This window comes from Stenotrophomonas maltophilia group sp. SKK55, assembly GCF_057179845.1.
On sequence record NZ_JBXUHP010000018.1, the window covers coordinates 485412 to 511116 of the forward strand.

Here is a 25705-nt window from a genome sequence, read left to right on the forward strand (position 1 = left end):
CACCGTGCCAGCGGTCGACTCCTCCCCGAGTGTGCAACCGACCATCACAAAAGCCAATAGGCCCATGCGATGGCCGGCGGCAGAATCAGTGAACGTCCTTCCAGTATTCCTTCTTCAGCAGATACAGCAGGAAGGTCAGCAGGGCCAGGAACAGGATCACCCACACGCCCAGCTGCTGGCGCTTGAGTGCGGCCGGTTCGCCGGCGTATTCGAGGAAGTTGGTGATGTCCCGCACGGCCTGGTCGTACTGCCCGGCATCGACCGATCCCGGCGTTTCAATCTTCAGGCCGGTCACCGGCGGGTCCATGCCGGGCGCTTCCGCCTTGCCGTGCACCGCATGCTGCAGCCCCTGCATCTCCCACAGCGGGTTGGGCATGGAGGCGTTGGCGAACAGCGCGTTGTTCCAGCCCAGCGGGCGGCTGCTGTCCAGATAGAACGACTTGAGATAGGTGTAAACCCAGTCACTGCCCCGTACGCGCGAGATCAGGCTGAGATCGGGCGGCATCTTGCCGAACCACTTCTCCGCGTTTTCCTTGGGCATCGCCACCGGGATCGGGTCGCCGATCGCCGAGCCGGTGAAGTTGAGGTTGTTCATCACCTCTTCTTCGGTCAGGCCCAGGTCCTGCGCCATCCTCGAATAGCGCAGGTACTTCAGCGCATGGCAGCCGGAGCAGTAGTTCATGTACAGCTGCGCACCCCGCTGCAGCGAGGCGCGGTCACCGAGGTCGTTGCCGGCCTGCAGCAGCTTGGTGCCGCCCTCGGCGGCGGAGGCCAGGAAACTGCCCAGCATCAGGGTGGCCGTCAGGGCCAGCCGGACCATCCAGCGCTCAGTCATGCGTGGTCACCCTCTCCGGTACCGGCTTGGTCTTGTCCAACCTTGTCCATAGCGGCATGGTGATGAAGAACGCGAAGTACAGGAAGGTCAGCACCCGCCCGATGTAGGTTTCATGCACGTCGGTGCCCGGGCCGGAGCCGATCACGCCCAGCCACACGAAGCACACCGCCAGCACGCCCAGCATCACCTTCGAGATCCAACCGCGGTAGCGCACCGACTTCACCCTGGCCTTGTCCAGCCACGGCACCAGGAACAGGATCGCAATGGCCGAGAACATCACCAGCACGCCACCGAGCTTGTTCGGTACCACGCGCAACATCGCGTAGTAAGGCGTGTAGTACCAGACCGGCTTGATGTGTTCGGGGGTCACCAGGCGGTTGGCCTCGGTGAAGTTGTCGTGTTCCAGGAACAGGCCACCGAAGCCAGGTGCGAAGAAGATGATGAAGGCGGCGATGATCAGCAGGAAGCCGGCGCCGACACCATCCTTGAGCGTGTAGTACGGGTGGAACGGAATACCGTCGGCCGGCGCATTCGGCGACCAGCGGTTGCCCTTCGGCCCCTTCTTGATCTCCACGCCATCGGGGTTGTTCGACCCCACTTCGTGCAGCGCGCCCAGATGCAGCACCACCAGCAACAGCAGCACCAGCGGCAGTGCGATGACGTGCAATGCGAAGAAGCGATTGAGCGTGGCGTCACTGGGCAGGTAGTCGCCCATGATCCATTCGGTCAGGCCGTTGCCGATCACCGGTATCGCGCCGAACAGCGAGATGATCACCTTGGCGCCCCAGAACGACATCTGGCCCCACGGCAGCACATAGCCCATGAAGGCTTCGGCCATCAGCACCAGGTAGATCAGCATGCCCAGGATCCACACCAGCTCGCGCGGCTTCTGGTAGCTGCCGTACAGCAGGCCGCGGAACATGTGCAGGTAGACCACGATGAAGAACAGCGAGGCGCCGGTGGAGTGCATGTAGCGGATCAGCCAGCCCCACTCCACATCACGCATGATGTATTCGATGGAGCCGAACGCCTCCGCGGCGCTGGTCTTGTAGTGCATCGTCAGGAAGATGCCGGTGACGATCTGGTTGACCAGCACCAGCAGTGCCAGCGAGCCGAAGTAGTACCAGATGTTGAAGTTCTTCGGCGCGTAGTACTCGCTGACGTGCTTGCGATAGACCGGCATCAGGCCCGGCGCGCGGGCATTGACCCAGTCGGCGACGCCGCTGGCGGTACGGCTGAGGATATTGGCCATCAGGCAGCCCCCTGCGGATCGACACCGATGATGATGGTGTTGTCGTCCTGGTAGTGGTGCGCGGGCACCTTCAGGTTGATCGGCGCCGGCACATCCTTGAAGACGCGGCCGGACATGTCGAAGCGCGACTTGTGGCAGGGGCAGAAGTAACCGCCCTTCCACTGCGGGTCATAGGGCTCGGGCCGGATCTCGGCGACCATTTCCGGCGAGCAGCCCAGGTGCGTGCACAGGCCGACCAGCACGGAGATGTCCGGCTTGATCGAGCGCAGCTCGGGGTTCTGCTTCAGCACGTAGTCCGGCTGCTGGTCCTTCTCGCCGGACTCGGGGTCCTTGAGGCGGCCATCCAGCCCGTGCAGTGCATCCAGGATCGCCTTGGACCGCTTGACGATCCAGATCGGCTGGCCACGCCACTCCACGATCAGGCGCTGGCCTTCCTGCAGGGCGCTGATGTCGGCCACGACCGGTGCACCGGCAAGCTTGGCACGGGCACTGGGATTCCAGGATTTGATGAAAGGAACGGCGGTGAATCCGACGCCGACGGCGCCAACCACAGCAGTGGTGGCAGAAAGAAAACGCCGACGTCCGGTGTTGACTGGATCGTGTACCCCATCGTTGGCCATCCGGCACTCCGATATTGATTAGGTAGCTTTAAGGCTGCCAGCGGATCCGGTGGGGGCCAGAGCCGCATTGAATCATGGGCGAGTGTAGCGGAACCGTCGCGCGCCACACAACGCTCTTTGCAAGGAGTGCCGACTGACAGTCGGCACCCACCTGTTCAAGGGAGTGCCGACCAACGGTCGGCACCTACTGGTGACTCAGGGCGGTGCGGTAACGCTCGGCCAGCTGCCCAACCCGGCGCACGTAGTACTGGGTCTCGCTGTAGGGCGGCACGCCACCGTGGCGGTCGACCGCGCCTTCGCCGGCGTTGTAGCCGGCCGCGGCCAGGGTCAGGTCGCCATTGAAGCGCTTCAGCAACCACGCAAGATACTGCACACCACCACGGATGTTCTGCGCGGCATCGTAGGAATCGCTGACCCCGAAGCGGGCCGCGGTCGGCGGCATCAGCTGCATCAGGCCCTGCGCGCCGGCGCGGCTGAGCGCGGTCGGGTTGTAGGCCGATTCGGCGTGGATGATGGCACGCACCACGGCCTCCTCGACGCCGAACTCGCGTGCCGCCGAGGTGATCTCGGTCTGGAACGCGGTGGTGTTCAGGCGCACCGAACCGAAGTCCACGCGCGGGTTGACGCCGCACGCGTAGCAGCGCTCCATGAAACTGTAGCGGATGGTGCGCACCGGACCGAGGTTGGCCACCTGGGTCGGCCGCGCACTGGTGTAGTGGCGCACCCCATCCTTCATGAAGGAATAGACCTGGCCGCTGACCATCCGCCCGGCCCGCGAGGCCGTCGGTGCCGCGGCAGGCGCGGGTGCAGCAGGCGTCGGCACGACCGCAGCGGGCGCAGCAGCGCTGGCCGCCACAGCGACCGGATTGCGTTCGATGCTGGCCACCGAGGTCGGCGCAGGCTTCGGTGCGGCCACCACGGGGCGCGGTGCCGGGCGGGTATCGCGGCTGTAGCTGATGCTGCTGCAGCGCGCGCCGGCCACTCGCTTGCTCACGTAGCTGGTGACCCCGTCGGCGCCCTGGCACTTGTACAGGGTGCCGGCGCTGGCCGGCGCAGCGGTCAGCGCAGCGATGATGATCGCCGTTGTCCCCAGTATCCCCTTCATGCCGCGAGTGTCCCAGCTTCGCCGGGGCTTGCCAAGCGACGCGGCTCAGCCTGTGACCGGTGGCACAGCCAGCACCTGGCCCAATCCGGCCAAACGCTGTGCCAGCTCATCGCGCAGGCCCGGCGGTGTGGTCCACAACGCCACCGGCACCCGGTCCAGGCTGAGGATCTGCGCCAGCATCATGCCGCCGCTCTCGGCGCCCATGCGCAACAGGCAATGGTCGGCGCCATCAGCCTCCAGCACACCACACCACGGCGGGATGCGCCCTTCCAGCTCGGTGCGGCTACCGGCCAGGCGGACGATGGCCTGCAGCGCGAAGGGCGCCTGGCTGACCGCCTGCCGCACCATCACGTCCGGGGGCGCGGGCGGGCGTCGATGCATGCCCGGCCCGGCGCATTCGCGCACCGCGCCCATCCGGTCCACGCGCAGGGTGCGCCAGTCCTGCCGGCCCAGATCCCAGGCCAGCAGGTACCAGCGCCGCCCATAGTTGACCAGGTGCTGCGCCTCGACCTCGCGCTGGGTCACCGCCTCCTGCGCACTGCGGTACTCGAAGGCCAGCCGTGACGCCTGCCGGCAATGCTGGGCCAGCCGTCCCAGAAGGCGTGCGTCGGTGGAGGGAAGGTCGGACAGGGTGGCCGTCGCCGCATGCACCTCGCCGGCCTGCTGGCGGCGGCGGGTCGGTACCAGCGGGTCGAGCTTGGACAACAGGCCCCGCGCGGTGTCGTCGATGCCGGCGACGGACGCGGACGCGGCACGCAGGGCGATGGCCAGGGTGGTGGCCTCCTCCTCGTCCAGCAGCATCGGCAATACCGGTGCCCCGGCCCCCAGCTGATAGCCGCCGCCGACCCCCGAAGAGGCCCGCACCGGATAGCCCAGTTCGCGCAGGCGTTCGATATCACGGCGGATGCTGCGCCGGTCCACGCCCATGCGCTCGGCCAGCTCAGCCCCGGACCACTGGCGGCGGGCCTGCAGCAGGGCGATCAGGCGCAGCAGTCGATGGGCGGTATGGCGCATGAAGAATCGAGGACAGAAGTCGTCCGCAATAGTGCCCCAGGATGGCTTCCAGTTCACCACCCACCGCAAGGAGCAATGCCATGACCTCACGCCAGATCACCCTGTACCACGCCGCCCGATCCCGCTCGAGCGGCGCCGTGGCCCTGCTCGAAGCGCTGGGTGCCGACTACCGCATGCAGGTGCTGGACCTGAAGGCCGGCGCCAACCTGGCCCCGGCCTACCTGGCCATCAACCCGATGGGCAAGGTGCCGGCCATCGTCCACAACGGCGCGCTGGTGACCGAACAGGTGGCCATTTATCTGTACCTGGCCGACCTGTATCCGGAGGCCGGGCTGGCGCCGCCGATCGGCGACGCCCTGCGCGGACCCTACCTGCGCTGGATGGCCTTCTACGGTGCCTGTTTCGAGCCGGCGATGATCGACAAGGCGATGCACCGCGAGCCGCCGCCGCGCCTGATGTCGCCGTACAACGACGCCGAGACCGTGCTGCAGGTGGTCGAGGCCCAGCTGGCACAGGGTCGCTACCTGCTCGGCGAGACGATGAGTGCCGCCGACGTGCTGTGGGGCAATGCGCTGGCCTGGACCACGGCCTTCGGCCTGGTGCAGCCTGCGCCGGCCACGGCTGATTACATCGCACGGATGAGCGCGATGACCGCCTTCGACCGTTCGCGGCAGATCGATGCGGAGCTGGCGGCGGCATAAGCAGCGCCGGAGCAGCGCCGGCCGGCTTTCCTTGTAGAGCCGAGCCCACGCTCGGCTGGCTTCAGTAGAGCCAGGCCATGCCAGGCTGCCCCATGGGAAGCGGGAAGAGCAGCCGAGCGTGGGCTCGGCTCTACAAGGGCGCGGCGGCTGGCGCGGGATGCGGGTAGAATTGCCCGCTTTCCCGCCACCCGAATGGATTAAGCGCCATGACCGGGACGCCAGACGTCTTTCCGCCCGCCACCCCGGGCGGTACCCCGCTCGTTGCCCTGCCCGCTGGTCCGCGCAAGCCCGACCAGGTCAAGGGCAAGCTGTACATCAAGACCCACGGTTGCCAGATGAACGAGTACGACTCGGCCAAGATGGCCGACGTGCTTGCCGCCAGCGATGGCCTGGAACTGACCGACAGCCCGGACGATGCCGACGTCATCCTGGTCAACACCTGCTCCATCCGCGAGAAGGCGCAGGAGAAGGTGTTCAGCCAACTCGGCGTGTGGAAGGGCCTGAAGAACAAGGGCCGCGAGGTCATCATCGGCGTGGGCGGCTGCGTTGCCTCGCAGGAAGGCGAAGCGATCATCAAGCGCGCCCCGTTCGTGGACCTTGTGTTCGGCCCGCAGACCCTGCATCGCCTGCCGGAACTGATCCGCGCGCGGCGTGAGCAGAAGCGCCCGCAGGTAGACATCAGCTTCCCCGAGATCGAGAAGTTCGACCGCCTGCCCGAGCCACGCGCCGAAGGTGCCTCGGCGTTCGTGTCGATCATGGAAGGCTGTTCCAAGTACTGCTCGTTCTGCGTGGTGCCCTACACCCGCGGCACCGAAGTCAGCCGCCCGTTCGAGGACGTGGTGGTGGAAGTGGCGCAGCTCGCCGCGCAGGGCGTGCGCGAGATCAACCTGCTCGGCCAGAACGTCAACGCCTATCGCGGCCCGTATGGAGACGGTGAGTTTGCCGACCTCGGCCTGCTGATCCGCACCATCGCCGAGATCGATGGGGTCGGCCGCATCCGCTTCACCACCTCGCACCCGCTCGAGTTCAGCGATTCGCTGATCGATGCGTTCCGCGACGTTCCGCAGCTGGCCAACTTCCTGCACCTGCCGGTGCAGGCCGGCAGCGACCGCGTGCTGTCGGCGATGAAGCGCGGCTACACCGCGCTGGAATTCAAGTCGAAGATCCGCAAGCTGCGCGCGGTGCGCCCGGACATTTCAATCAGCTCGGACTTCATCGTCGGCTTCCCCGGCGAGACCGATGCCGACTTCGAGAAGACCATGAAGCTGATCGAAGACATCGGCTTCGACCACAGTTTCTCCTTCATCTATTCGCGTCGACCGGGTACACCGGCGGCTGATCTGGAGGACACGATCAGCGATGCCGAGAAGCACGCCCGCCTGTCGCGCCTGCAGGATCGCATCAATGCGCACGCCGCCAGCATCTCGCAGAAGATGGTTGGTACCGTGCAGACCGTACTGGTGGAAGGGCCATCGCGCAAGAATCCGAACGAACTGACCGGCAAGACCGAGAACATGCGGTCGGTGAATTTCCCGGCGCCTGCGCGCCTGATCGGGCAGTTCGTGGATGTGGTGATCACCGAAGCGCTGACCAATTCGCTGCGTGGGCGCGTGGTGGCGGAATAAGGTGTGCCGACCAACGGTCGGCACCTACCGGAAATGATGCCGGCCAGCGGCCGGCACTACCGAATGACAGGCCTCAATCCAGGCGCTTGCGGAAACGCAGGATCGCCAGGGTCATCATCACCACGATGAAGGCCAGCAGCGCCAGTGCGTCGTGCCATAGCTCCCACAGCGAGGCGCCGCGCAGCATGATGCCGCGCACCAGGCGCAGGAAGTGGGTCAGCGGCAGCACTTCGGCCAGCCACTGCACCGGCCGCGGCATGCCGGCGAACGGGAACATGAAGCCCGACAGCAGGATCGACGGCAGGAACAGGAACAGGGTCATCTGCATCGCCTGGAACTGCGAACGCGCGCGCGTGGAGATCAGCAGGCCCAGCGCCAGGTTGGCCAGCACGAGCAGCACTGCGGCCAGGTAGATGTCGAGCAGGCTGCCGCGGATCGGCACCTGGAACAGCCAGGTGCCCAGCACCAGCACCAGCGTGGTCTGCAGCAGACCGATCGCTGCATAGGGCAGCACCGTGCCGACCATCAGTTCGCTGCGCGATACCGGCGTGGCGATCAGCAGTTCCATGTTGCCGCGCTCGCGCTCGCGCACCACCGCCACCGCCGTGAACATCACCAGGGTCATGGTCAGGATCACCCCGATCAGGCCGGGCACGATGTTCACCGCCGAGCGCCGTTGCGGGTTGTAGAAACTGGTCACGCTGACCTGGCCACTGGCAATGCTGCCTTCGCGCAACGGCCGCGTATTGCTGGTCGGGCGCGTATCCAGTGGCACCTGCGCCAGCTGGATCGCCGCACTCTGCACCACGGTATCGCTGCCATCGACCAGCACCTGTACCGCTTCGCGTCCATCGAAGCGGCGACGCTCGAAGTCGGCCGGCACCACGATGCCGACGCTGATCTCGCCGCGGCGCAGCGCCTGCATCAGCTGGTCCGGGCTGTACGCTTCAGTACGCGGCGTGATCACCCCGGTGGCGACCATGTCCTGCACCAGCGCGCGTGAGGCGGCGCTGTTGGCCTGGTCGGCGATACCCGCATCGAGGTGGCGCAGGTTGAGGTTGATCGCATAGCCGAACAGCAGCAGCTGCATCACCGGAATGCCGACGATCATCGCCAGCGTGATGCGGTCGCGGCGCAGCTGCCGCAGCTCCTTGAGCATGATCGCCCACAGCCTGCGCAGGTTCATGCCGCTGGCTCCCTGCCACGGCCACGGGTGGCGGCCACGAACACGTCCTCCAGGTTCGGCGCCACGCTTTCGATATGCGCTTGCGGGTCGGCGCTGGCCAGCGCGCGCCGCAGCGCTGCGACATCCGCTACGCCCTCATTGCACAGCACGCGCAGATGGGTGCCGATCTGCGCCACGCTCAGCACGCCGGGCAGCTCGGCCAGCACGCGGCTGGCCTGGCGTGGCTGCGATGACGTGACCTGCAGCGTTCGTCCTTGCAGCCGTGAACAGAGCTCGGCCGGCGTGCCGTCGGCCACCAGTGCGCCGCGATCAAGGATCGCCAGGCGATGGCAGCGCTCGGCTTCGTCCATGTAATGGGTCGACACCAGCACCGTGGTTCCCGCGTCGGCCAGTTCGAACAGGGCCTCCCAGAAATCGCGGCGCGACTCGGGATCGACCGCGCTGGTCGGCTCGTCCAGGAACAGCAGTTCGGGCGAATGCACCACGGCGCCGGCCAGGGCCAGGCGCTGCTTCTGTCCACCACTGAGCGTCCCGGCCAGCTGCGGCTGCCGGTCCTGCAACCGGTACTGCTGCAGCAGCGCATCGACCCGTTGCCGGGCGTGGTTGCGCGGCAGGTCCTGGATGGCGGCGAGGAATTCCAGGTTCTCGCGTACCGACAGGTCTTCGTACAGCGAGAAGCGCTGGGTCATGTAGCCGATGCGCCGGCGCAGCGCTTCGGCCTGCTCGGGAACCGCCAGGCCCAGCACCTCGATCTGCCCCGCACTGGGTTCCAGCAGGCCGCACAGCATGCGGATGGTGGTCGACTTGCCTGACCCGTTCGGGCCCAGGAAGCCGTACACCTGCCCGCGCGGGACGGTCAGGTCGACCTTGTCCACGGCCAGCAGCTCACCGAAGCGGCGGGTCAGGCCCTGCGCATGCACCGCGATGTCCGCACCGGTGTTCAGAAGCGCACCTGCACCGGCAGTCCGGCCGGAAGCGTCTGCATGTCGCTGGCTGCATCCACGTCGATCTCGGCGAGGTAGCTCAGGCGCTCGACGTCATCGCCGGTCAGTGCGTAGTACGGGGTGAATGAAGGCTCGCTGCGGATCGCGCGCACATGGCCCTTCAGTACGGTGCCCCCTCCATCCAGCTGTATCTGCGCCGGCTGACCGACCTTGACCTGCAGGCGCAGCGGCTGCGGCAGGTAGACGCGCGCATAGGGGCGCTCGCCGACCAGCATCACCGCCAGCGGCGCCCCGACCGGTGCCTGGTCACCCTGCCGGTAGGGCAAGGCATCGATCACGCCATCGCGCGGTGCGCGCAGCTGCAGCTTCTGCAGGTTGACGCCCTGCACCACCTGCTGCGCCTGTGCGGCGTCGGCGGCCGCCTGGCCCTGGGCGATGTCCTGCGCGCGACTGCCGTGCACCCGTTCCAGCCAGGCCTGCTCGGCGGCACGCACGCTGGCCGCGGCATGGCCGGCGGCCGCCCGTGCACGGTCCAGCTCGGCGGCGGCGATCAGGCGCTGGCGTGCCAATGGTTGCACCCGACGATAGTAGGCCGTGGCTTCAGCAGACTGCGCGCGCAACGCGGCCAGTTGTGCCCGGGCCTGTGCGATCTGTTCCTGGCGCGGGCCGAGCTTCAGCTCTTCCAGCTGGGCCTGCGCGCGCGCCGTGTCGGCCTGCGCCGCCGCGAACTGCGCGTCGCCGCGGGCGGGGTCGAGCTGCATCAGCACGGCCCCGGCCTTGACCCGCTGGCCCTCGCGCACCTCCACCGTGGCGATCACCTCGGCCGCCGGCGCCGGCACCGTGATCCGGTCCCACTCCAGCGTGCCCAGCGCCGTTGGCGTTGACTGCCCACAGCCCGCCAGCAGGCCGATGCCCGCCAGTCCGAGTCCACGCATCCCGTTGCCGATGCCCATGCCATCCCCTCCTGCGACGGCGACACGGTGCCACCTGCCCCGTGCACCCTCAATGATTCCGATCAGCCCTGACGGTTTTTTCGCCACGCGCGGGCAAGCCTTTTGCTGCAAGGTTCCTCGCCACCTATCCACAGCTTGATTCAGCATCATTCCACAGCCGGTGTGGAGAACCGGACGGGGGCGGCCGTACTGGCTGCCTGGCAACGGAAGATGCGCTGCCGTCACAGGCGCCGGCCGACCGTGACGGTTTTTTCACCACCACCTCATACGCCTTGTGGCACAAGCACTGCGAAGGCCTATCCACAGCTTTTCGCGCCCCCCGTCCACACCGGGTGTGGAAAACCGCGTATCGGCCCGCCGCTGGCCGCATGCCCGGTACGCGCGTAACCTTGTCACCCCGAGTCCATCGCGGTGGACGGCGACCCCGCCCCACCCCAAGCAATGAAAAGCATCGATCATCGAGACTTCACCCTGTCGCCGGAAGACAACGAGCGACTGGCCAACCTGTGCGGCCCCTTCGATGGGCACCTGCGCCAGATCGAGCTGAAGCTCGGCGTGGAGATCGCCAATCGTGGCTTCGTGTTCCGCATCAGCGGGCCCAACGAAGCCATCGTGGAGGCGCAGAAGCTGGTTGAAGCGCTGTACGCCGAAGCCGGCGAAACCACCTTCGACAACCACGCCATCCACCTGCGCCTGGCGCAGGCCAACGTCGAGCAGATCGCCGAACGCTCCTACGAAGCGCAGGACGTGGCGATCAAGGTCAAGCGCGGCACGGTACGTGGCCGCGGCGCCAACCAGGGCCGCTACCTGCACCAGATCGCCACGCATGACATCAACTTCGGCATCGGCCCGGCGGGAACCGGCAAGACCTTCCTGGCCGTGGCCAGCGCGGTCGAAGCACTGAACGAGTCGCGGGTGCAGCGCCTGATCCTGGTGCGCCCGGCGGTGGAAGCCGGCGAGAAGCTGGGCTTCCTGCCCGGCGACCTGAGCCAGAAGGTCGACCCTTACCTGCGACCGCTGTACGACGCCCTGTACGAGATGATGGGCGTGGAGAAGGTGGTCAAGCTGCTGGAGAAGAACGTCATCGAGATCGCGCCGCTGGCCTACATGCGCGGCCGCACGCTCAACGATGCGTTCGTGATCCTGGACGAGGCGCAGAACACCACCATCGAGCAGATGAAGATGTTCCTGACCCGCCTGGGCTACGGCTCCACCGCGGTGGTCACCGGTGACCTGACCCAGACCGACCTGCCCAAGCACGTGAAATCCGGCCTGCGCGATGCCATCGATGTGCTGCGCGAGGTCGAGGGCGTCAGCTTCACCTTCTTCGAATCCCGCGACGTGGTCCGGCATCCGCTGGTGGCGCGCATCGTCAGCGCCTACGACCGCCGCGACCTGCATCAGATCCAGCCTGGAGCAACGCCATGACCCGTGGTCCCGTGCGACTGGACGTCGCCGTCAGTTATGCCCTGCCGCGTACCGGGCTGCCGGCGGCAGTGAGCTTCCGCAAGTGGGTGGCCGCTGCGTTGAAGGGCCGCATCCGCGAGGCCGATCTGGCCATCCGCGTGGTCGATGCCAAGGAAGGCCAGTCGCTGAACCGCCATTACCGCGGCAAGGATTACGCCACCAACGTGCTCAGCTTCCCGGCCGAAGTGCCCGAAGGCCTGCCCAAGGGCGTCAAGTTCCCGCTGCTGGGTGACCTGGTGATCTGCGCACCGGTGGTGGCCCGCGAAGCCGACGAACAGGGCAAGGCGCTCAACGCCCATTACGCGCACCTGACCGTGCACGGCGTGCTGCACCTGCTTGGCTGGGACCACGAGGACGACAAGGAAGCCGAGGCGATGGAACAGCTGGAGCGCGACATCCTGGCCGAGCTCGGCATCGCCGATCCCTACGCCGGCGAGCGCTGAGGCCTATACAGCCGCGCCTACGCTCGGCTCCAATGCATCGCCCCCGCAAACCTGACCGAATGCAGCCGAGCATGGGCTCGGCTCTACAACGGGAATTTCCTTGTGCTGCTGCGTATTGCCCTGCCCCTGCTGCTCATCGCGTCCGCCCCGGCCGCTGCCTTGGATCTGCCGGCCCTGATCGAATGCCGCCAGGGGGTGGCCGAGCAGGCCGCGCTGGCGCCGCTGCTGGCCGATCCGCTGAAGGCCGTGGCCCAGGGCCTGCAGCCGCTGCCGCAGGGCAACCAGTTCATGAGCGAGTACCGGCTGGCCAGCCCGATCACCGTCTTCGGGCAACAGACCGAGCGGGTGGCGGTGGCCGGCGCCAGCATCATGGCCGTCCTCGACCAGGCCGACCCACGCCCGCTGGCCAAGCGCCTGGCGCTGGAGACCGGCTACGACCAGGACGGCAAGTTCATGGCCGGCCGCGAGCTGGTCAGCCGCGACGTGACCGACCCGAAGACCGGCGAGGCCCAGATCGAGTCGATCATCCTCAGCGTCTCCACCGTGACCTCCCATCCTGGCAAGACCCTGGCCGGCTGCACCTACAGCCTGGACCTGCCCGAAGAGGAGCCGGCCCCGACCGCCCCTGCCCCGGCCACCGGCAGTCACTGACAGGCCGCCACATCCTGCTAGACTTGGGCCAACGCCCGGCCTGCCGGGTGCCTTTTTTCCAGAGATGTCAGAAGACGACAGTAGTAGCTCCCCTGCGGAGCACAGTGAAAAGAAGCGCGGTTGGCTTGAACGCCTGACCTCGGCCTTCTCCGGCGAACCCCACACCCGCGACGAGCTGGTCGCTGTCCTGCACACCGCGCAGGAAGAGGGTCTGATCGCCGCCGATACCCTGAAGATGATGGAAGGCGCCATTTCGGTGGCCGAGCTGACCGTGGGCGACGTGATGATCTCGCGCTCGCAGATGGTCTCGCTGCCGGTCGAAGCGCCCTTCCTGGAACTGATGAAGCAGGTGGTCGAATCGGGCCATTCGCGCTTCCCGGTGCACGGCGAGAACAAGGACGACATCCTTGGCATCCTGCTGGCCAAGGACCTGCTGCGCGGCGTGGTCGCCGACAACGGCCCGGCCAACGTGCGCGAGCTGCTGCGCCCGGCGGTGCTGATCCCGGAGGCGAAGAAGCTGAACGTGCTCCTGAAGGAGTTCCGCCTGTCGCGCAACCACATGGCCATCGTGGTCGACGAGTACGGCGGTGTCGCCGGCCTGGTCACCATCGAGGACGTGCTGGAGCAGATCGTCGGCGAGATCGACGACGAGCACGACGAGGCCGAGGATCCGTCCGCGCAGATCGCCATCCAGTCCGACGGCCAGTACGTGGTCGACGCGCTGACCCCGATCGGCGACTTCAACGAGCGCTTCGGCGCGACGTTCTCCGATGAGGACTACGACACCATCGGTGGCCTGGTCACCGAGGCCGTGGGCCATCTGCCGGAAGTCGGCGATGAGCTGGCGCTGGACCGCTTCATGTTCCGCGTGGCCCGCGCCGATGCGCGCCGGGTGCAGGCCTTCCACGTGACCGTGCTGCCGCCGGACGCGCAGGACGACGCTTGAAGCGCCGCGGTCTGATCCTGACGGCGTGGCTGGCACTGTGTGTGCTGGCCGTGACCATGGCCCTGCCACTGGCCGCCTTCGCGCAGCCGGCGGCAGCCGTGCCCGCACCTGCCAACGCCGAGGCCCCGGTCCCGCGTATCGGCGTGGTGACCATGCAGCCGGGCACCGTGTTCTTCGAACGCTTCGGGCATGACGCCATCGTCGTGGTCGATCCGGCCAGTGGCGAAGCGACATCGTACAACTTCGGCTACTTCGATCCGTCCGAGGACGACTTCATCAGCCGCTTCGTGCGCGGCGACATGATGTATTACCTGGTGGCGCTACCGCTGCAGCAGGACCTGTCGTACTACGACGAGACCGGCCGCGGTGCCAGCGTGCAGTGGCTGGACCTGCGCCCCGACCAGGCGCGTGCCCTGGCCGCTGACCTGGCCGAGCGGGCCAAGCCGGAAAACGCGCGCTACCACTACGACTACTACACCGCCAACTGCGCCACGATGGTACGCGACACGGTGGACAAGGCGCTGGGCGGCGGCCTGCAGTCGCAGCTGTCGGGGCGTTCGCGCGGCAACACCTACCGCAGCGAGTCGGTGCGCCTGGCCTCGCCCGCCCCGTGGATGTGGCTGGGCTTCGATGTCGGCCTGGGGCCGTTTGCCGACCACCCGCTGTCGCGCTGGCAGGAAGCGTTCGTGCCGATGCGCCTGGCCGATGCGCTGCGCCAGGCACGCAACAGTGATGGCCGGCCGCTGGTGCAGTCCGAACAGGAACTGCTGCCGCACCGCATCGATCCGGAGCCGAAGGAATTCGCGCGTCGCTGGTGGCCGTGGCTGCTGCTTGGTCTGGCCGTGGCCGGCGGCGTGCTGGTGCTGCGCAACCGCCCGCGCCTGCTGGCCGGGCTGGCCCTGCCGTTCTGGCTGTTGTGCGCCATCGCCGGCAGCCTGCTGGTGTTCCTGTGGGGCTTCAGCACCCACTACGCCGCCTGGGCCAACCGCAATCTGCTGCTGCTTTCGCCGGTGGCCGTGCTGCTGCTGCCCGGAGCAATCCGCCTGCTGCGCCGGCGCGTGCCGGGCCGCATGTTCAGGGTCGTGCTGTGGCTGCTGGCAGTGCAGGCCGTGGCGGCACTGGTGCTGCACTGGCTGAGCCTGCAGGCGCAGTACAACGTGCAGTGGATCGTGCTGCTGCTGCCCGTCCACGTCGCGCTGGCGTGGGTACTGGGGCGCCATCCTCACTTGTCCGAAACACGGCGCTGACGCACGATGGCGGGCATGTCATTGCCCGCCTCCGCTTCCGCCCCGGCTTCAGCCAACCCCGCCTGCGTCATCAACTGCGTCCACTACGATGACGAGGGCAAACGCCACGACATCACCCTGGACGCCATCAGCGATGTCATTGCCAGTGGCAATGGCTTCGTCTGGGTCGGCCTGTACGACCCCAACGACGATGTGCTGCTGAAACTGCAGGAGGAATTCTGCCTGCACGACCTGGCCATCGAGGATGCGCGCAACGCGCACCAGCGGCCCAAGGTCGAGACCTACGGCAATTCGATGTTCGTGGTGGTGACCACCGCGCAGATGGTCGACGAGCGCATCCAGTATGGCGAAACCCATGCCTTCCTCGGCCCGCGCTTCCTGGTGACGGTGCGCCACGGCGCCTCGCTGTCCTACGCGCCGGTACGTGCTCGGGTCGAGCGTGAGCCGCAGCTGCTGAAGATGGGCCCGTCGTACTGCCTGTACGCGGTGACCGACTTCGTGGTCGACAATTACCTGCCGATCGTGCACCGCTTCCGCGACACCCTGGACCTGCTGGAAAAGGACATCTTCGCCGAGAACTACAAGCGCAGCACCGTGGTGCGCCTGTACGAGCTCAAGCGCGAACTGAACAAGATGCGGATGGCGGTGGCGCCGCTGCAGGATGTGCTGGCCCAGCTGCGCCGTTACCAGGGCGAGCTGGTTCCGGACGAAGTGAAGCTGTACATCCGTGACGTGCACGACCACGCGGTACGCATCAGCGATGTGATCGACACCCTGCGCGAGATGCTGGGCACCGCGCTCAGCGTGAACCTGTCGCTGGTGACGCTGGCGCAGGGCGAGACGGTCAAGCGCCTCGGTGCGTGGGCTGCGCTGCTGGCGGCACCGACGCTGATCACCAGCTGGTACGGGATGAACTTCAGCCACATGCCGGAGCTGAGCCAACCGTGGGCCTACCCACTGATGATCATTGGTGTGGGCGGCGTCTGCGTGGGCCTGTACCGGTTGTTCAAGCGTTCGGGCTGGCTGTAGCGCGTACGTAACCCTCTTCTTGTAGAGCCGAGCCCATGCTCGGCTGGCTGTTTGGCGCATTCCGTAGAGTCGAGCTTTTTCGACTGATGCCGGCGAGAGCAGCCGAGCATGGGCTCGGCTCTACAAGAGCGACGAGCAGTCGGGCATGGCTCGACTCTACAGAAGGAGGGGAATCAGGCCACGTAGACGGTCTTGATGTTCATGAACTCATGGATGCCGTGGTCGGCCAGTTCCCGGCCAAACCCAGACTGCTTGCTGCCGCCGAACGGCAGCCGCGCATCGCTCTTGACGATCGCGTTGACGAACGCGGCGCCGCATTCCATGCGTTGCGCGAAGGCTTCGCCGCGCACCGGATCGCGCGTCCACACGCTGCCGCCCAGGCCGAAGCGGGTGTCGTTGGCCACGCGCAGTGCCTCGCTCTCATCAGCGACCCGGATCACCGCAGCCACCGGACCGAACAGTTCCTCGTCGTAGGCCGGCATGCCCGGGCCGACCTGGTCGAGCACCGTGGCCGGATAGCCGGCGTGGGTGCCGGCAATCGGCTCGCCGCCTATCAGCACCCGCGCACCCTTGGCCACGCTGGCCTGTACCTGCTTGTGCAGTTCATCGCGCAGGTCGGCACGGGCCATCGGCGCCAGCGTGGTGCCCCGCTCATCGGGATCGCCGTACTGGCGCTCGGCCGCAGCTTCAACGAAGCGACGGGTGAATTCATCGGCCACCGCCTCGACCACGATGAAGCGCTTGGCCGCGATGCAGGTCTGCCCGCTGTTGTCGAAGCGCGACTTCACTGCTGCCGCAACCGTCTTGTCGAGGTCGGCATCGTCGAGCACCACGAAGGCATCGCTGCCACCCAGCTCCATCACCGACTTCTTCAACTGGCTGCCGGCGTTGGAGGCGATCGAGCGCCCTGCCCGCTCGCTGCCGGTCAGCGTCACCGCCTTCACCCGTGCGTCGCGCAGCACGTCGGCGGCCTGGTCGTTGTCGATGTGCAGCACGTCGAACACGCCGTCCGGCAGGCCGCCATCACGGCACACCGCCAGGATCAGGTCTCCACACTGCGGCACGTTGCTGGCGTGCTTGAGCAGGGCCACGTTGCCGGCCATGAACGCCGGTGCGAGGAAGCGGAACACCTGCCAGATCGGAAAATTCCACGGCATCACCGCGAACACGCAGCCGATCGGCTCGTAGCGCACATAGCTGCGCTGCGCTTCGGTGTCGATCAGCTGCGGCTTGAGATAGTCGGCCGCATGGTCGGCGTAGTACTCGCAGGCCGCCGCGCACTTGTCGACCTCGGCCAGCGCTTCGGCCTTGAGCTTGCCCATCTCGTGGGTCATCGCCTGCTGCAGGTCGTCGCGGCGCGTGCGCAGCTGCGCCGCGATCTGGCGCAGGATCGCGCCGCGTTCCTGCAGCGAACGCTCGGCCCAGCCGGGGAACGCATCGGCGGCGGCCTGCAGGCGCTGCTCGATGTCGGCAGCGCCCATCAGTTCATGGCGGTAGGTCACCTGGCCGGTGGCCGGGTCGACGATCTCGACGGTCATGGGGGATCTCCATCTGGAAGACCCCCATTGTGCGCCGCCGGCCGTGAGCCGGGTGTTGCCGGCACAGTCGACGGATCGTGTACTCAGCCGTTGTCCTGCCGCGCCAGCTGCAGGTCGCGCTGGCGCCGCTTCTCGGCACGGGCATTGATGTACCAGCCGATCACCGCGGCGATCGATACCGCCGACACCAGCAGCGTGGCCAGTGCATTGATCTTCGGGCTGATGCCCATGCGCACCGACGCGAACACCTTCATCGGCAGCGTGGTCGAGCCCGGCGTGGCGACGAAGCTGGCCACCACCACGTCATCCAGCGACAGGGTGAACGCCAACAGCCAGCCCGCCACCAGCGCCGGCGCGATGATCGGCAGGGTGATGCGGGTGAACACGGTCAGCCGGCTGGCCCCGAGGTCCATCGCGGCTTCTTCCAGCGACAGGTCCATTTCCTGCAGGCGCGAAGACACCACCACGGTGACGAAGCACAGGGTGAAGGTGACGTGCGCGATCCAGATGGTGGCCAGGCCGCGCGCCGGGAAGCCCGGAATCGCACCCATCGAGGCCAGCAGCGCCATCAGCGAGAAGCCCAGGATCACATCCGGCATCACCAGCGGCGCGGTGACCAGCGCACCGAACAGCGGCTTGCCACGGAAGCGCTTGAAGCGGGTCATCACCATCGCCGCCAGCGTGCCCAGCACGGTGGCGGTACAGGCGGTCCAGAACGCCACCACCAGGCTGGTCCACATCGCCTCCATCAGCGCGCGGTCGGCGAACAGGTCGCTGTAGGCGCGGGTGGAGAACCCGGCCCAGACCATCGCCAGCCGCGAGCTGTTGAACGAATAGAACATCAACAGCAGGATCGGCAGGTACAGGAAGGCGAAGCCGAGCAGCAGCACGCCCAGCCCCAGGCCCTTGGCGGTACGCGGGCTCATGCCTGCTTCCCTTCCAGCAGGCGCTGCTGGGATCGGTTGAACAGCAGGATCGGCACCAGCAGCAACAGGATCATCGCCACCGCCATCGCCGAGGCACCCGGCCAGTTGCGGTTGTTGAAGAACTCGTTCCACAGCTGGCGGCCGACCATCAGCGTCTCCGAGCCACCCAGCATTTCCGGAATCACGAATTCACCCACTGCCGGGATCATCACCAGCATGCAGCCGGCGATGATGCCGGCCTTCGACAGCGGCAGGGTGATGCGCAGGAAGGCCTGCCATGGCCTGGCACCCAGGTCGTAGGCCGCTTCCAGCAGGCGGTGGTCATGCTTGACCAGGTTGGCGTACAGCGGCAGCACCATGAACGGCAGGTAGCAGTAGACGATGCCGATGTAGGCGGCGGTCGGCGTATCGATCAACTGCAGTTTCGGCAGGCCCATCGACGTCATCAGCGTCTGCAGGCCGGTGAACTGCAGGAACTGGTCAAGCAGGCCGTTGCGGTCCAGGATCGCCTTCCACGCATACACGCGGATCAGGAACGAGGTCCACGACGGCAGCACCACCAGCATCATCGCCACGTTGCGTGCGGCCGGCGACAGGCGGGCGATGGCATAGGCCATCGGGTAGCCGATCAGCAGGGTCAGGAAGGTGGAGATGGCCGCGATCCTGATCGAGCTCAGGAAGGCCTGCGCATAGATCGAATCGCGGAACAGCGCCAGGTAATTCTCCAGGTTCAGCTTCAGCGAGAACCCGCCGTCCCCGTACTGCAGCAGCCAGGTATACGGCGGCGAGCCGACCCGGCTGAGCGAGAAACTGATCATCAGCACGATCAGGAACGGCACTGCGAAGAACAGCAGCAGCCACAGGTACGGAATGCCGATCACCGTGGCACGCAGCCCCGGCAGCCAGCGCTTCAGGCCGGCGACGCTCATGAGGTGAGCACCACGCCGTCGTTGTCGCGCCAGTGCACCCACACCTCGTCGCCCCAGGTGAAGCCATCACTGGCCCAGCGCTGCGAGTTGGCGAAGTTGGCCAGCACCTTGGCGCCGCTGGGCAGGCGCACGTGATAGACCGAGTGGCTGCCGAAGTAGGCGATGTCCTCGATCACGCCCTGCGCCTTGTTGGTGTGCCCTTCCGGCTCGTCCTTGCCGATCATCACCTTCTCCGGGCGCAGCGCGAATGCGACCGGCTGCCCTTCGTAACAGGTGATGCCATGGGCGATGTAGATCGGCGCCGGGAACAGCGGCGAGCGCACGGTCACGTACTCGGGCAGGTCCTCGTCGATCACCCCGTCGAACAGGTTGACCGAACCGATGAACTCGGCGACGAAGCGGTTGGCCGGCTGCTCGTAGACCTCGTCCGGCTTGCCGACCTGCTGGATCCAGCCGGCATCCATCACCGCGATGCGGGTGGCCATGGTCATCGCTTCTTCCTGGTCGTGGGTGACCATCACGCAGGTCACGCCCGACGATTCGATGATGCTGACCAGTTCCAGCTGCATCTGCGAGCGCAGCTTCTTGTCCAGCGCGCCCATCGGTTCGTCCAGCAGCAGGAGCTTCGGCCCCTTGGCCAGCGACCGCGCCAGCGCCACGCGCTGCTGCTGGCCACCGGACAGCTGGTGCGGCTTGCGCTTGCCCAGGTGGCCCATCTGCACCAGGTCGAGCATCTCGCCGACGCGCTTGCTGATCGCATCCTTGCCCAGGCCATCCTGCTTCAGGCCGAAGGCGATGTTCTGCTCGACCGTCATGTGCGGGAACAGGGCATAGGACTGGAACATCATGTTGACCGGCCGCTGGTACGGCGGCAGCGCATCCAGGCGTTGGCCATCGACGGTGATGCTGCCCTTGGTGGGCGTCTCGAAGCCGCCCAGGCAGCGCAGCAGGGTCGATTTACCACTGCCGGAGCCACCGAGCAGGGCAAAGATCTCGCCCTTGCGCACGTCCAGGTTGACGTCGTCGACGGCGACGAAACCGTCGAATTCCTTGCGCAGATCACGAATGGAGAGATAGCCGGGCGCACCGGTCGTGTCGACGACGGCGGCTACCGGCTGGGCTTCAACGGGCATGGGGGCTCCGGGAGCGGGCGGTGGACAGCGGCGGCCATTCTAACGGCCGGGGGCCGCAGGGGATATGACGGGAGCAGGTGGAAGCGGCCGGTGGGCGGCCCCAGGGCCCCGAGGGGTGTCGGTTTTCCCCCGCCATGGTGGCCTGTGCGCTCGAAGGCCCCGGCTCCCCTGGACCATCCTGCGGCCGTCCCGGCCAGACACTGCGGGCGGCAGCCCGATCTGCAACATTTTTCAGAACGGGATCCATTGAAAGCCCCGGACATTCCCCGCGCAATGCCCCGCATCTAGGCCTTGCATGGACCGCCCCTGGTGATTTCCCCGGACAGCCCCTCCCCTTTCCCGCCCCGCCTGCCGGGCTGCCTGCCTGCACGGCTGCCGCTGGTCATCATCGGCGCCGGCCAGGCCGGGTTGTCGCTCAGCGCGCTCCTGCAGGAGGCCCGCGTCGAGCATCGCGTGCTGGAGGCCGAAACCGTGGGCGCCAGCTGGCGGCGGCGCTGGGATTCGTTCCAGACCAACACCGCCAACGCGACGATGGCCCTGCATGGCCATGCCTATGCCGGGGATGACCCGGAAGGGTTCATGGGGGCCCCGGAAGTGATCCGACGGCTGCGCGACTATGCCGACGAGCGCGCGTTGCCGATCAGCGAGGGGTGCGTGGTCCATCGGGTCGGGCCGGAGTCCGGTGGCTATGCCATCGACAGCAGCCGGGGGCTGATCCATGCCCAGGCGGTGGTGGTCGCCACCGGTGAATACCGCCGGGCGCGGTTGCCCCGGGCCCCTTTCGCGCCCGCACCAGGCCTCACCGTGCTGCACTCCAGCGACTACCGCAGTCCCGGCCAGCTACCCGAGGGCGCGGTGCTGGTCATCGGCGGCGGCCAGTCCGGCGCGCAGATCGCCCAGGACCTGCGCGACGGTGGTCGCAGCGTGTACTGGTCATTGGCCGATCGTCATTCGCACACCCGTCGGCTGCGCGGCAAGGACTCGATGACCTGGTGGGACATGGCCGGGCGCATCCATCAACACGTAAGCCAATCGGCGGCCGTACTGGCAGGCGAGCCGGACGCGCTGCGCAAGGCCCGCACCGCGGAGTTCCCCCTGATTTCCGGCAAGGGACGCGCCGGCCTGGGCAGTTCGATCAGCCTGCTGGCGATGCACCGCGCAGGGATCAGGTTGCTGGGCCGGTTGCAGGAATTCAATGGAAACACCGCCCGCTTCGCCGATGTCCGCCCGCAACTTCGCACCGCGATCGAAGCGACGCGCGCCGAGTACGCCTATCTCGATTCGCTGGCCAGCGCGTACTACGCCACGCGGCCCGAGCCGCGCACCGACGATGCCCGCTACATTCCCGAAGAGGTCTATCTGCACTGGGAGCCGGACATAGCCCCGGATGAACTGGATCTGCAGACGGCAGGCATCCGCTCGGTGGTGCTGGCCACCGGTTTCGTCGCCGAATGGCCCTGGCTCGATGTGCAGGGCGCGCTGGATGCCCACGGCTATCCGCTGGGCGAGTTTGGCGTTTCCCCGCAACCGGGCTTGTTCTTCATCGGCATGCACAACCTGCAGCGGATGAGTTCGTCGTTCCTGTGCAACGGCGGCCGCGATGCACACGACCTGCTGCCGGCCATCCTGAGGCACCTTGACCAGGCTGACGGTACCGATTCCAGCACGGTGAAGCGGTGAAGCAAGGCGGCCGCCGGGCAAGGCCCGGCGGCGCCAGACCGGCTTAACGGCCGGTCTTCACCTCGGTCCACAGCCGGGTGTAGAGCTTGTCGGTCTCCGGCGTGTTGATCGAGTAGGTGAACATCTTCTCGGCCACGTCGGCCGGCGGGTAGATCGTCGGGTCGGTGCGGATCGCCTCGTCCACCAGCGGTGTCGCGGTCGGGATCGGGTTGGCGTAGTGGATGAAGTTGGTGTTGGCCGCGGCGACCTTCGGTTCCAGCAGATAGTTGATGAACCTGTAAGCCGCTTCCGGGTGCTTGGCGTCCTTCGGGATCGCCAGCATATCGAACCACTGCGGCGCACCTTCCTTCGGGATCGAATAAGCCACGTGCACGCCATTGCTGGCTTCCTCGGCGCGGTCGCGGGCCTGGATGATGTCACCCGACCAGCCGACCACCAGGCAGGTGCCGCCATTGGCCAGCGAGCCGACGTACTGCGAGGAGTGGAAATTCTGCACGTACGGGCGGATCGACTTCAGCAGGTCGGCCGCCTTCTGCAGTTCGGCCGGGTCGCCGCTGTGCGGATCCAGGCCCAGGTAATGCAGCGCGATCGGGATCATGTCGGCCGGCGTGTCCAGGATGGTCACGCCGCAGTCCTTCATCTTGCTGATGTTCTCCGGCTTGAACACCAGGTCCCAGCTGTTGGCGATATCGGTGCTGCCGCCAAAGCGCTGCTTCAGCATGTCCACGTTGTAGCCGATGCCGGTGGTGCCGATCATGTACGGCACGCCGTACTGGTTGCCCGGATCCTGGGTGGCGATGCGCTTCATCACCGCCGGATCGAGGTTGGCCAGGTTCGGTATCTTGCTCTTGTCCAGCGGCAGGAACACGCCGGCCTGGATCTGGCGGCCGAAGAAGTTAAGGGTCGGCACCACCACGTCGTAGCCGCTGTTGCCGGCCAGCAGCTTGGTCTCGACCATCTCATCGCTGTCGAACACATCGTAGGTCACCTTGATGCCGCTCTCCTTCTCGAAGGTCGGAATGGTGTCCTCGGCGATGTAATCGCTGTAGTTGTAGACGTTCAGGACCTGGCTGTCCTGCGCGCCGCCGTTGCCACCGCCACAGGCGGCAAGCATGGCGGAGGCCAGGCCGAGCGTGAGGATACGCAGCTTCATCGGGTGCTCCAGAATGCGGGAAGGGGGGCCGGCGGAGCCGGCGACGGGTGCCAGCCTACCCCCCGGCGGCGGATTTTTCTATTCCAGATGCTCAGACGTTCAGCAGCAGGAACTCGCGCTCCCACGAGCTGATGACGCGGAAAAAGGTCTCGTATTCCTTGCGCTTGACCGAGATGTAGGCGCGGCAGAAACGCTCGCCCAGCAGGGCCTGGAGCTCGCTGCACTGCTCCAGCCCGTCCAGCGCCTCGCCCAGCGAGCGCGGCAGGTTGTAGCCCAGTTCCTTCGCGCTGCCGGTCACCGGCGCGTCAGGCGCCAGCCGCTCGCGGATGCCGAGCAGGCCGCAGGCCAGGGTGGCCGCCATTGCCAGGTACGGATTGGCGTCGGAACCGGCGAACCGGCTCTCCACGCGCATGTTTTCCGGCGTATCCAGCGGCACGCGCAGGCCGCAGGTGCGGTTGTCGAAGCCCCAGTGCACGTTGCTCGGCGAGACTTCGCCGAACACCAGCCGGCGGTAGGAATTCACGTTCGGCGCGAAGAACGCCATCGCCTGCGGCGCGTACTTCTGCAGGCCGCCCAGGTAGTGGCCGAACACCGGGCTGAACTCGCCCTCGGCATCGGTCTCGCCAGCGAACACATTGCTGCCATCGCTCACCCGCACCAGGCTCTGGTGGATGTGCATGGCACTACCGGGCTCGTTCTCCATGGGCTTGGCCAGGAACGTGGCGTACACCCCGTGGCGCATCGCCGCCTCGCGCATGGTGCGCTTGAACAGGAACACCTGGTCGGCCAGGTCCATCGCATCGGCATGGGTGAAGTTCACCTCCAGCTGTGCTGCGCCGGATTCGTGGATCAGCGTGTCCACGTCCAGCTTCATCGCATCGGCGTAGTCGTACATCAGGTCGAGGATCGGGTCGAACTCGTTGACCGCGTCGATCGAGTACGACTGCCGCGCGGTCTCCGGGCGCCCCGAGCGACCGGCCGGTGGCAGCAGCGGGAAGTCCGGGTCGGTGTTCTTCTGCACCAGGAAGAACTCCAGCTCCGGCGCCACCACCGGGCGCAGGCCCAGTTCCGCATAAGCCGCCAGTACGCGGCGCAGCACGTTGCGCGGCGCAAGCTCGTGCGGTTCGCCGCTCTTGGTGTAGCAATCGTGGATGACCTGCGCGGTGGCATCGGCCGCCCACGGCACCATGCGCACCGTATCCGGGTCAGGGCGCAGCATCATGTCCGAGTCCGACGGCGAGGTCAGCTCGTAGTAGTCGTCAGGGAACTCGCCGGTGACGGTGGTGGCGAAGATGCCTTCCGGCAGGCGCGTGCCGTAGTCGTGCGAGAACTTGTCGGCAGGAATGATCTTGCCGCGGGCGTTGCCGGTGATGTCCGGCACCAGGCATTCCACCTCGGTGATGCGCCGCTCCTTCAGCCAGCGCAGCAGGCTGCTTTCCTGCGGTGCGGGGGGCGTGGCCGTCTTGCGCGGGCGCGTTCGGGAACTCATCGGGAATCCAGTCGGTTCTGTTGGTGCTGCCGGCAAGCTTGGCCGAACGCACGGAAAATAGCGTGATAGAACGGCGTCTGCGTGACACGCCACTCCGGATGCCACTGTACGCCGAGCACAAATCCATGGTGCAGGCTGCGCGCTGCCTCGACCAGTCCGTCATCGGCCATGGCCTCGACCTCCAGGCCCTGCGCGAGGCGGGCGATGCCCTGTCCGTGCACCGAATTGACCTGCGCGCGGCCACTGCCGTGCCACTGCGCCAGCCAGCCGTCGGCGGCCAGGGTCACCGCATGGGCCGGCCCATACTGCACGTCCACCGGCGCCTGCGGGTCTTCGCGATGGTCGGCCAGGCCGGGCACCGCATGCACCTGCGGATGCAGGCTGCCGCCCAGTGCGACGTTCAACTCCTGGAAGCCCCGGCAGATCGCCAGCACTGGCAGGTCCAGCGCCAGCGCCTTGTGCAGCAGCGCGAAGGCATTGGCATCGCGGGCAGGGTCATGCGGATTGCCTGGCCAGCTGCGGCCGCCTTCGTAGTGCTGCGGTTCGATATTGCTGACCGCGCCGGTCAACAGCAGGCCATCGAGCCCAAGCAGCCAGTCGCTGGCCGGCAACGGTGGCTGCAGGCTCGGCAACACCACCGGGGTCACCTCGGCCGCCTCGGCCAGCGCGCGCACGTACTTCTCGCCGGCCACCGCGAAACGGTGGTGGCCGAGCACGGTGCTGTCGGTGGGCAGGCCCACCCAGGGCAGGCGGCGCATGGGAAGACTCCTTGGCGTGCCGACACGTTACCCGTCGCCTGGCAACGGCGGCAAGTCGCTGCCGTCACACCACAGCTGCCA

General features: G+C 67.0%; 24 protein-coding genes. 9 read left to right on the forward strand and 15 right to left on the reverse strand.

Annotation, left to right across the window (positions count from 1 at the left end; translation table 11 throughout):
- Positions 1-85 precede the first annotated feature (85 nt).
- From AC2A1N_RS11335 to AC2A1N_RS11355, 5 genes are all read right to left on the reverse strand, one after another.
- Entirely contained in the window at positions 86-835 is a 750-nt protein-coding gene (locus AC2A1N_RS11335; protein WP_005415947.1) for a cytochrome c1, read from the reverse strand.
- Positions 828-2087, reverse strand: a complete 1260-nt coding sequence (locus tag AC2A1N_RS11340) for a cytochrome b (protein ID WP_005408840.1) — start codon at positions 2085-2087, stop codon at positions 828-830. Before AC2A1N_RS11340 ends, AC2A1N_RS11335 begins: the two co-directional genes overlap by 8 nt.
- Positions 2087-2707 carry a ubiquinol-cytochrome c reductase iron-sulfur subunit gene (gene petA, locus AC2A1N_RS11345; protein ID WP_004151998.1) on the reverse strand — a complete coding sequence of 207 codons (621 nt, stop codon included), beginning with the start codon at positions 2705-2707 and terminating at the stop codon, positions 2087-2089. The genes AC2A1N_RS11340 and petA overlap by 1 nt, the downstream gene beginning before the upstream one ends.
- Before the next feature lie 184 nt (positions 2708-2891).
- Positions 2892-3812 (reverse strand): lytic transglycosylase domain-containing protein, encoded by a 921-nt coding sequence (locus AC2A1N_RS11350; protein WP_242892948.1) that lies wholly within the window; start codon positions 3810-3812, stop codon positions 2892-2894.
- 45 nt (positions 3813-3857) lie between these two features.
- Positions 3858-4826: a helix-turn-helix transcriptional regulator gene (locus tag AC2A1N_RS11355; protein WP_061478504.1), complete on the reverse strand. Its 969-nt coding sequence runs from the start codon at positions 4824-4826 to the stop codon at positions 3858-3860.
- 80 nt (positions 4827-4906) lie between these two features.
- Between AC2A1N_RS11355 and AC2A1N_RS11360 the strand changes: the two genes are divergently transcribed.
- Together AC2A1N_RS11360 and miaB are read left to right on the forward strand one after the other, a co-directional pair.
- On the forward strand, positions 4907-5527 hold the full coding sequence (locus AC2A1N_RS11360; protein WP_061478505.1) for a glutathione S-transferase family protein: 621 nt from the start codon (positions 4907-4909) through the stop codon (positions 5525-5527).
- 206 nt (positions 5528-5733) lie between these two features.
- Entirely contained in the window at positions 5734-7152 is a 1419-nt protein-coding gene (gene miaB, locus AC2A1N_RS11365; protein ID WP_484372274.1) for a tRNA (N6-isopentenyl adenosine(37)-C2)-methylthiotransferase MiaB, read from the forward strand.
- A 73-nt stretch (positions 7153-7225) separates the two neighbouring features.
- Here miaB and AC2A1N_RS11370 read toward each other — a convergent pair whose 3' ends face one another.
- Genes AC2A1N_RS11370 through AC2A1N_RS11380 form a run of 3 tightly spaced genes read right to left on the reverse strand, consistent with a single transcriptional unit; the run spans position 7226 to position 10235 of the window.
- Positions 7226-8338 (reverse strand): ABC transporter permease, encoded by a 1113-nt coding sequence (locus AC2A1N_RS11370; protein ID WP_484372276.1) that lies wholly within the window; start codon positions 8336-8338, stop codon positions 7226-7228.
- Positions 8335-9258, reverse strand: coding sequence for an ABC transporter ATP-binding protein (locus AC2A1N_RS11375; protein ID WP_484372278.1), 924 nt, complete (start codon positions 9256-9258; stop codon positions 8335-8337). The genes AC2A1N_RS11370 and AC2A1N_RS11375 overlap by 4 nt, the downstream gene beginning before the upstream one ends.
- Positions 9259-9278: 20 nt before the next feature.
- The gene (locus tag AC2A1N_RS11380) at positions 9279-10235 is read right to left on the reverse strand and encodes an HlyD family secretion protein (protein WP_484372280.1); all 957 of its coding nucleotides are present in this window, start codon (positions 10233-10235) and stop codon (positions 9279-9281) included.
- A 441-nt stretch (positions 10236-10676) separates the two neighbouring features.
- On the opposite strand from AC2A1N_RS11380, the gene AC2A1N_RS11385 reads away from it, so the two are divergent.
- From AC2A1N_RS11385 to AC2A1N_RS11410, 6 genes are all read left to right on the forward strand, one after another.
- Positions 10677-11663, forward strand: coding sequence for a PhoH family protein (locus AC2A1N_RS11385; RefSeq protein ID WP_005415936.1), 987 nt, complete (start codon positions 10677-10679; stop codon positions 11661-11663).
- Positions 11660-12145 (forward strand): rRNA maturation RNase YbeY, encoded by a 486-nt coding sequence (gene ybeY / locus AC2A1N_RS11390; RefSeq protein WP_061478510.1) that lies wholly within the window; start codon positions 11660-11662, stop codon positions 12143-12145. The genes AC2A1N_RS11385 and ybeY overlap by 4 nt, the downstream gene beginning before the upstream one ends.
- 102 nt (positions 12146-12247) lie before the next feature.
- Positions 12248-12796 (forward strand): hypothetical protein, encoded by a 549-nt coding sequence (locus AC2A1N_RS11395; RefSeq protein ID WP_061478511.1) that lies wholly within the window; start codon positions 12248-12250, stop codon positions 12794-12796.
- Between the two features lie 64 nt (positions 12797-12860).
- A complete protein-coding gene (locus tag AC2A1N_RS11400; protein WP_005408827.1) occupies positions 12861-13742 on the forward strand; it encodes a CorC family transporter in 882 nt (293 codons plus the stop codon).
- Positions 13739-14989, forward strand: a complete 1251-nt coding sequence (locus tag AC2A1N_RS11405; protein ID WP_242892896.1) for a lipoprotein N-acyltransferase Lnb domain-containing protein — start codon at positions 13739-13741, stop codon at positions 14987-14989. Before AC2A1N_RS11400 ends, AC2A1N_RS11405 begins: the two co-directional genes overlap by 4 nt.
- A gap of 6 nt (positions 14990-14995) precedes the next feature.
- Positions 14996-16018: a magnesium and cobalt transport protein CorA gene (locus AC2A1N_RS11410; protein WP_242892894.1), complete on the forward strand. Its 1023-nt coding sequence runs from the start codon at positions 14996-14998 to the stop codon at positions 16016-16018.
- Positions 16019-16191: 173 nt separating this feature from the next.
- On the opposite strand, the gene AC2A1N_RS11415 is transcribed toward AC2A1N_RS11410, so the two are convergent.
- From AC2A1N_RS11415 to AC2A1N_RS11430, 4 genes are all read right to left on the reverse strand, one after another.
- Positions 16192-17556, reverse strand: a complete 1365-nt coding sequence (locus AC2A1N_RS11415; RefSeq protein WP_242892892.1) for an NAD-dependent succinate-semialdehyde dehydrogenase — start codon at positions 17554-17556, stop codon at positions 16192-16194.
- 83 nt (positions 17557-17639) lie between these two features.
- Positions 17640-18482, reverse strand: a complete 843-nt coding sequence (locus AC2A1N_RS11420) for an ABC transporter permease subunit (RefSeq protein WP_021203562.1) — start codon at positions 18480-18482, stop codon at positions 17640-17642.
- Positions 18479-19411: an ABC transporter permease subunit gene (locus AC2A1N_RS11425; RefSeq protein ID WP_069137955.1), complete on the reverse strand. Its 933-nt coding sequence runs from the start codon at positions 19409-19411 to the stop codon at positions 18479-18481. The genes AC2A1N_RS11420 and AC2A1N_RS11425 overlap by 4 nt, the downstream gene beginning before the upstream one ends.
- Positions 19408-20544, reverse strand: coding sequence for an ABC transporter ATP-binding protein (locus tag AC2A1N_RS11430; protein WP_005415926.1), 1137 nt, complete (start codon positions 20542-20544; stop codon positions 19408-19410). Before AC2A1N_RS11430 ends, AC2A1N_RS11425 begins: the two co-directional genes overlap by 4 nt.
- A gap of 291 nt (positions 20545-20835) precedes the next feature.
- Between AC2A1N_RS11430 and AC2A1N_RS11435 the strand changes: the two genes are divergently transcribed.
- Positions 20836-22224 (forward strand): flavin-containing monooxygenase, encoded by a 1389-nt coding sequence (locus tag AC2A1N_RS11435; RefSeq protein WP_242892890.1) that lies wholly within the window; start codon positions 20836-20838, stop codon positions 22222-22224.
- 43 nt (positions 22225-22267) lie between these two features.
- Here the strand turns inward: AC2A1N_RS11435 and AC2A1N_RS11440 are convergent, their stop codons facing one another.
- The 3 genes from AC2A1N_RS11440 to AC2A1N_RS11450 all read right to left on the reverse strand — a co-directional run bounded on the left by AC2A1N_RS11440 (position 22268) and on the right by AC2A1N_RS11450 (position 25624).
- Complete coding sequence (locus tag AC2A1N_RS11440; protein ID WP_019659050.1) at positions 22268-23377, reverse strand: polyamine ABC transporter substrate-binding protein; 1110 nt, start codon at positions 23375-23377, stop codon at positions 22268-22270.
- A 91-nt stretch (positions 23378-23468) separates the two neighbouring features.
- Entirely contained in the window at positions 23469-24866 is a 1398-nt protein-coding gene (locus AC2A1N_RS11445) for a glutamine synthetase family protein (RefSeq protein WP_049416306.1), read from the reverse strand.
- Positions 24863-25624 carry a gamma-glutamyl-gamma-aminobutyrate hydrolase family protein gene (locus AC2A1N_RS11450; protein WP_242892888.1) on the reverse strand — a complete coding sequence of 254 codons (762 nt, stop codon included), beginning with the start codon at positions 25622-25624 and terminating at the stop codon, positions 24863-24865. Before AC2A1N_RS11450 ends, AC2A1N_RS11445 begins: the two co-directional genes overlap by 4 nt.
- Positions 25625-25705: the final 81 nt, after the last annotated feature.

Coding starts and splice junctions, on each gene's coding strand:
- AC2A1N_RS11335 (WP_005415947.1), bottom strand. CDS start 835: ATGACTGAGCGCTGGATGGTCCGGCTGGCCCTGACGGCCACCCTGATG.
- AC2A1N_RS11340 (WP_005408840.1), bottom strand. CDS start 2,087: ATGGCCAATATCCTCAGCCGTACCGCCAGCGGCGTCGCCGACTGGGTC.
- petA (WP_004151998.1), bottom strand. CDS start 2,707: ATGGCCAACGATGGGGTACACGATCCAGTCAACACCGGACGTCGGCGT.
- AC2A1N_RS11350 (WP_242892948.1), bottom strand. CDS start 3,812: ATGAAGGGGATACTGGGGACAACGGCGATCATCATCGCTGCGCTGACC.
- AC2A1N_RS11355 (WP_061478504.1), bottom strand. CDS start 4,826: ATGCGCCATACCGCCCATCGACTGCTGCGCCTGATCGCCCTGCTGCAG.
- AC2A1N_RS11360 (WP_061478505.1), top strand. CDS start 4,907: ATGACCTCACGCCAGATCACCCTGTACCACGCCGCCCGATCCCGCTCG.
- miaB (WP_484372274.1), top strand. CDS start 5,734: ATGACCGGGACGCCAGACGTCTTTCCGCCCGCCACCCCGGGCGGTACC.
- AC2A1N_RS11370 (WP_484372276.1), bottom strand. CDS start 8,338: ATGAACCTGCGCAGGCTGTGGGCGATCATGCTCAAGGAGCTGCGGCAG.
- AC2A1N_RS11380 (WP_484372280.1), bottom strand. CDS start 10,235: ATGGGCATCGGCAACGGGATGCGTGGACTCGGACTGGCGGGCATCGGC.
- AC2A1N_RS11385 (WP_005415936.1), top strand. CDS start 10,677: ATGAAAAGCATCGATCATCGAGACTTCACCCTGTCGCCGGAAGACAAC.
- ybeY (WP_061478510.1), top strand. CDS start 11,660: ATGACCCGTGGTCCCGTGCGACTGGACGTCGCCGTCAGTTATGCCCTG.
- AC2A1N_RS11400 (WP_005408827.1), top strand. CDS start 12,861: ATGTCAGAAGACGACAGTAGTAGCTCCCCTGCGGAGCACAGTGAAAAG.
- AC2A1N_RS11410 (WP_242892894.1), top strand. CDS start 14,996: ATGGCGGGCATGTCATTGCCCGCCTCCGCTTCCGCCCCGGCTTCAGCC.
- AC2A1N_RS11415 (WP_242892892.1), bottom strand. CDS start 17,556: ATGACCGTCGAGATCGTCGACCCGGCCACCGGCCAGGTGACCTACCGC.
- AC2A1N_RS11420 (WP_021203562.1), bottom strand. CDS start 18,482: ATGAGCCCGCGTACCGCCAAGGGCCTGGGGCTGGGCGTGCTGCTGCTC.
- AC2A1N_RS11425 (WP_069137955.1), bottom strand. CDS start 19,411: ATGAGCGTCGCCGGCCTGAAGCGCTGGCTGCCGGGGCTGCGTGCCACG.
- AC2A1N_RS11430 (WP_005415926.1), bottom strand. CDS start 20,544: ATGCCCGTTGAAGCCCAGCCGGTAGCCGCCGTCGTCGACACGACCGGT.
- AC2A1N_RS11440 (WP_019659050.1), bottom strand. CDS start 23,377: ATGAAGCTGCGTATCCTCACGCTCGGCCTGGCCTCCGCCATGCTTGCC.
- AC2A1N_RS11445 (WP_049416306.1), bottom strand. CDS start 24,866: ATGAGTTCCCGAACGCGCCCGCGCAAGACGGCCACGCCCCCCGCACCG.
- AC2A1N_RS11450 (WP_242892888.1), bottom strand. CDS start 25,624: ATGCGCCGCCTGCCCTGGGTGGGCCTGCCCACCGACAGCACCGTGCTC.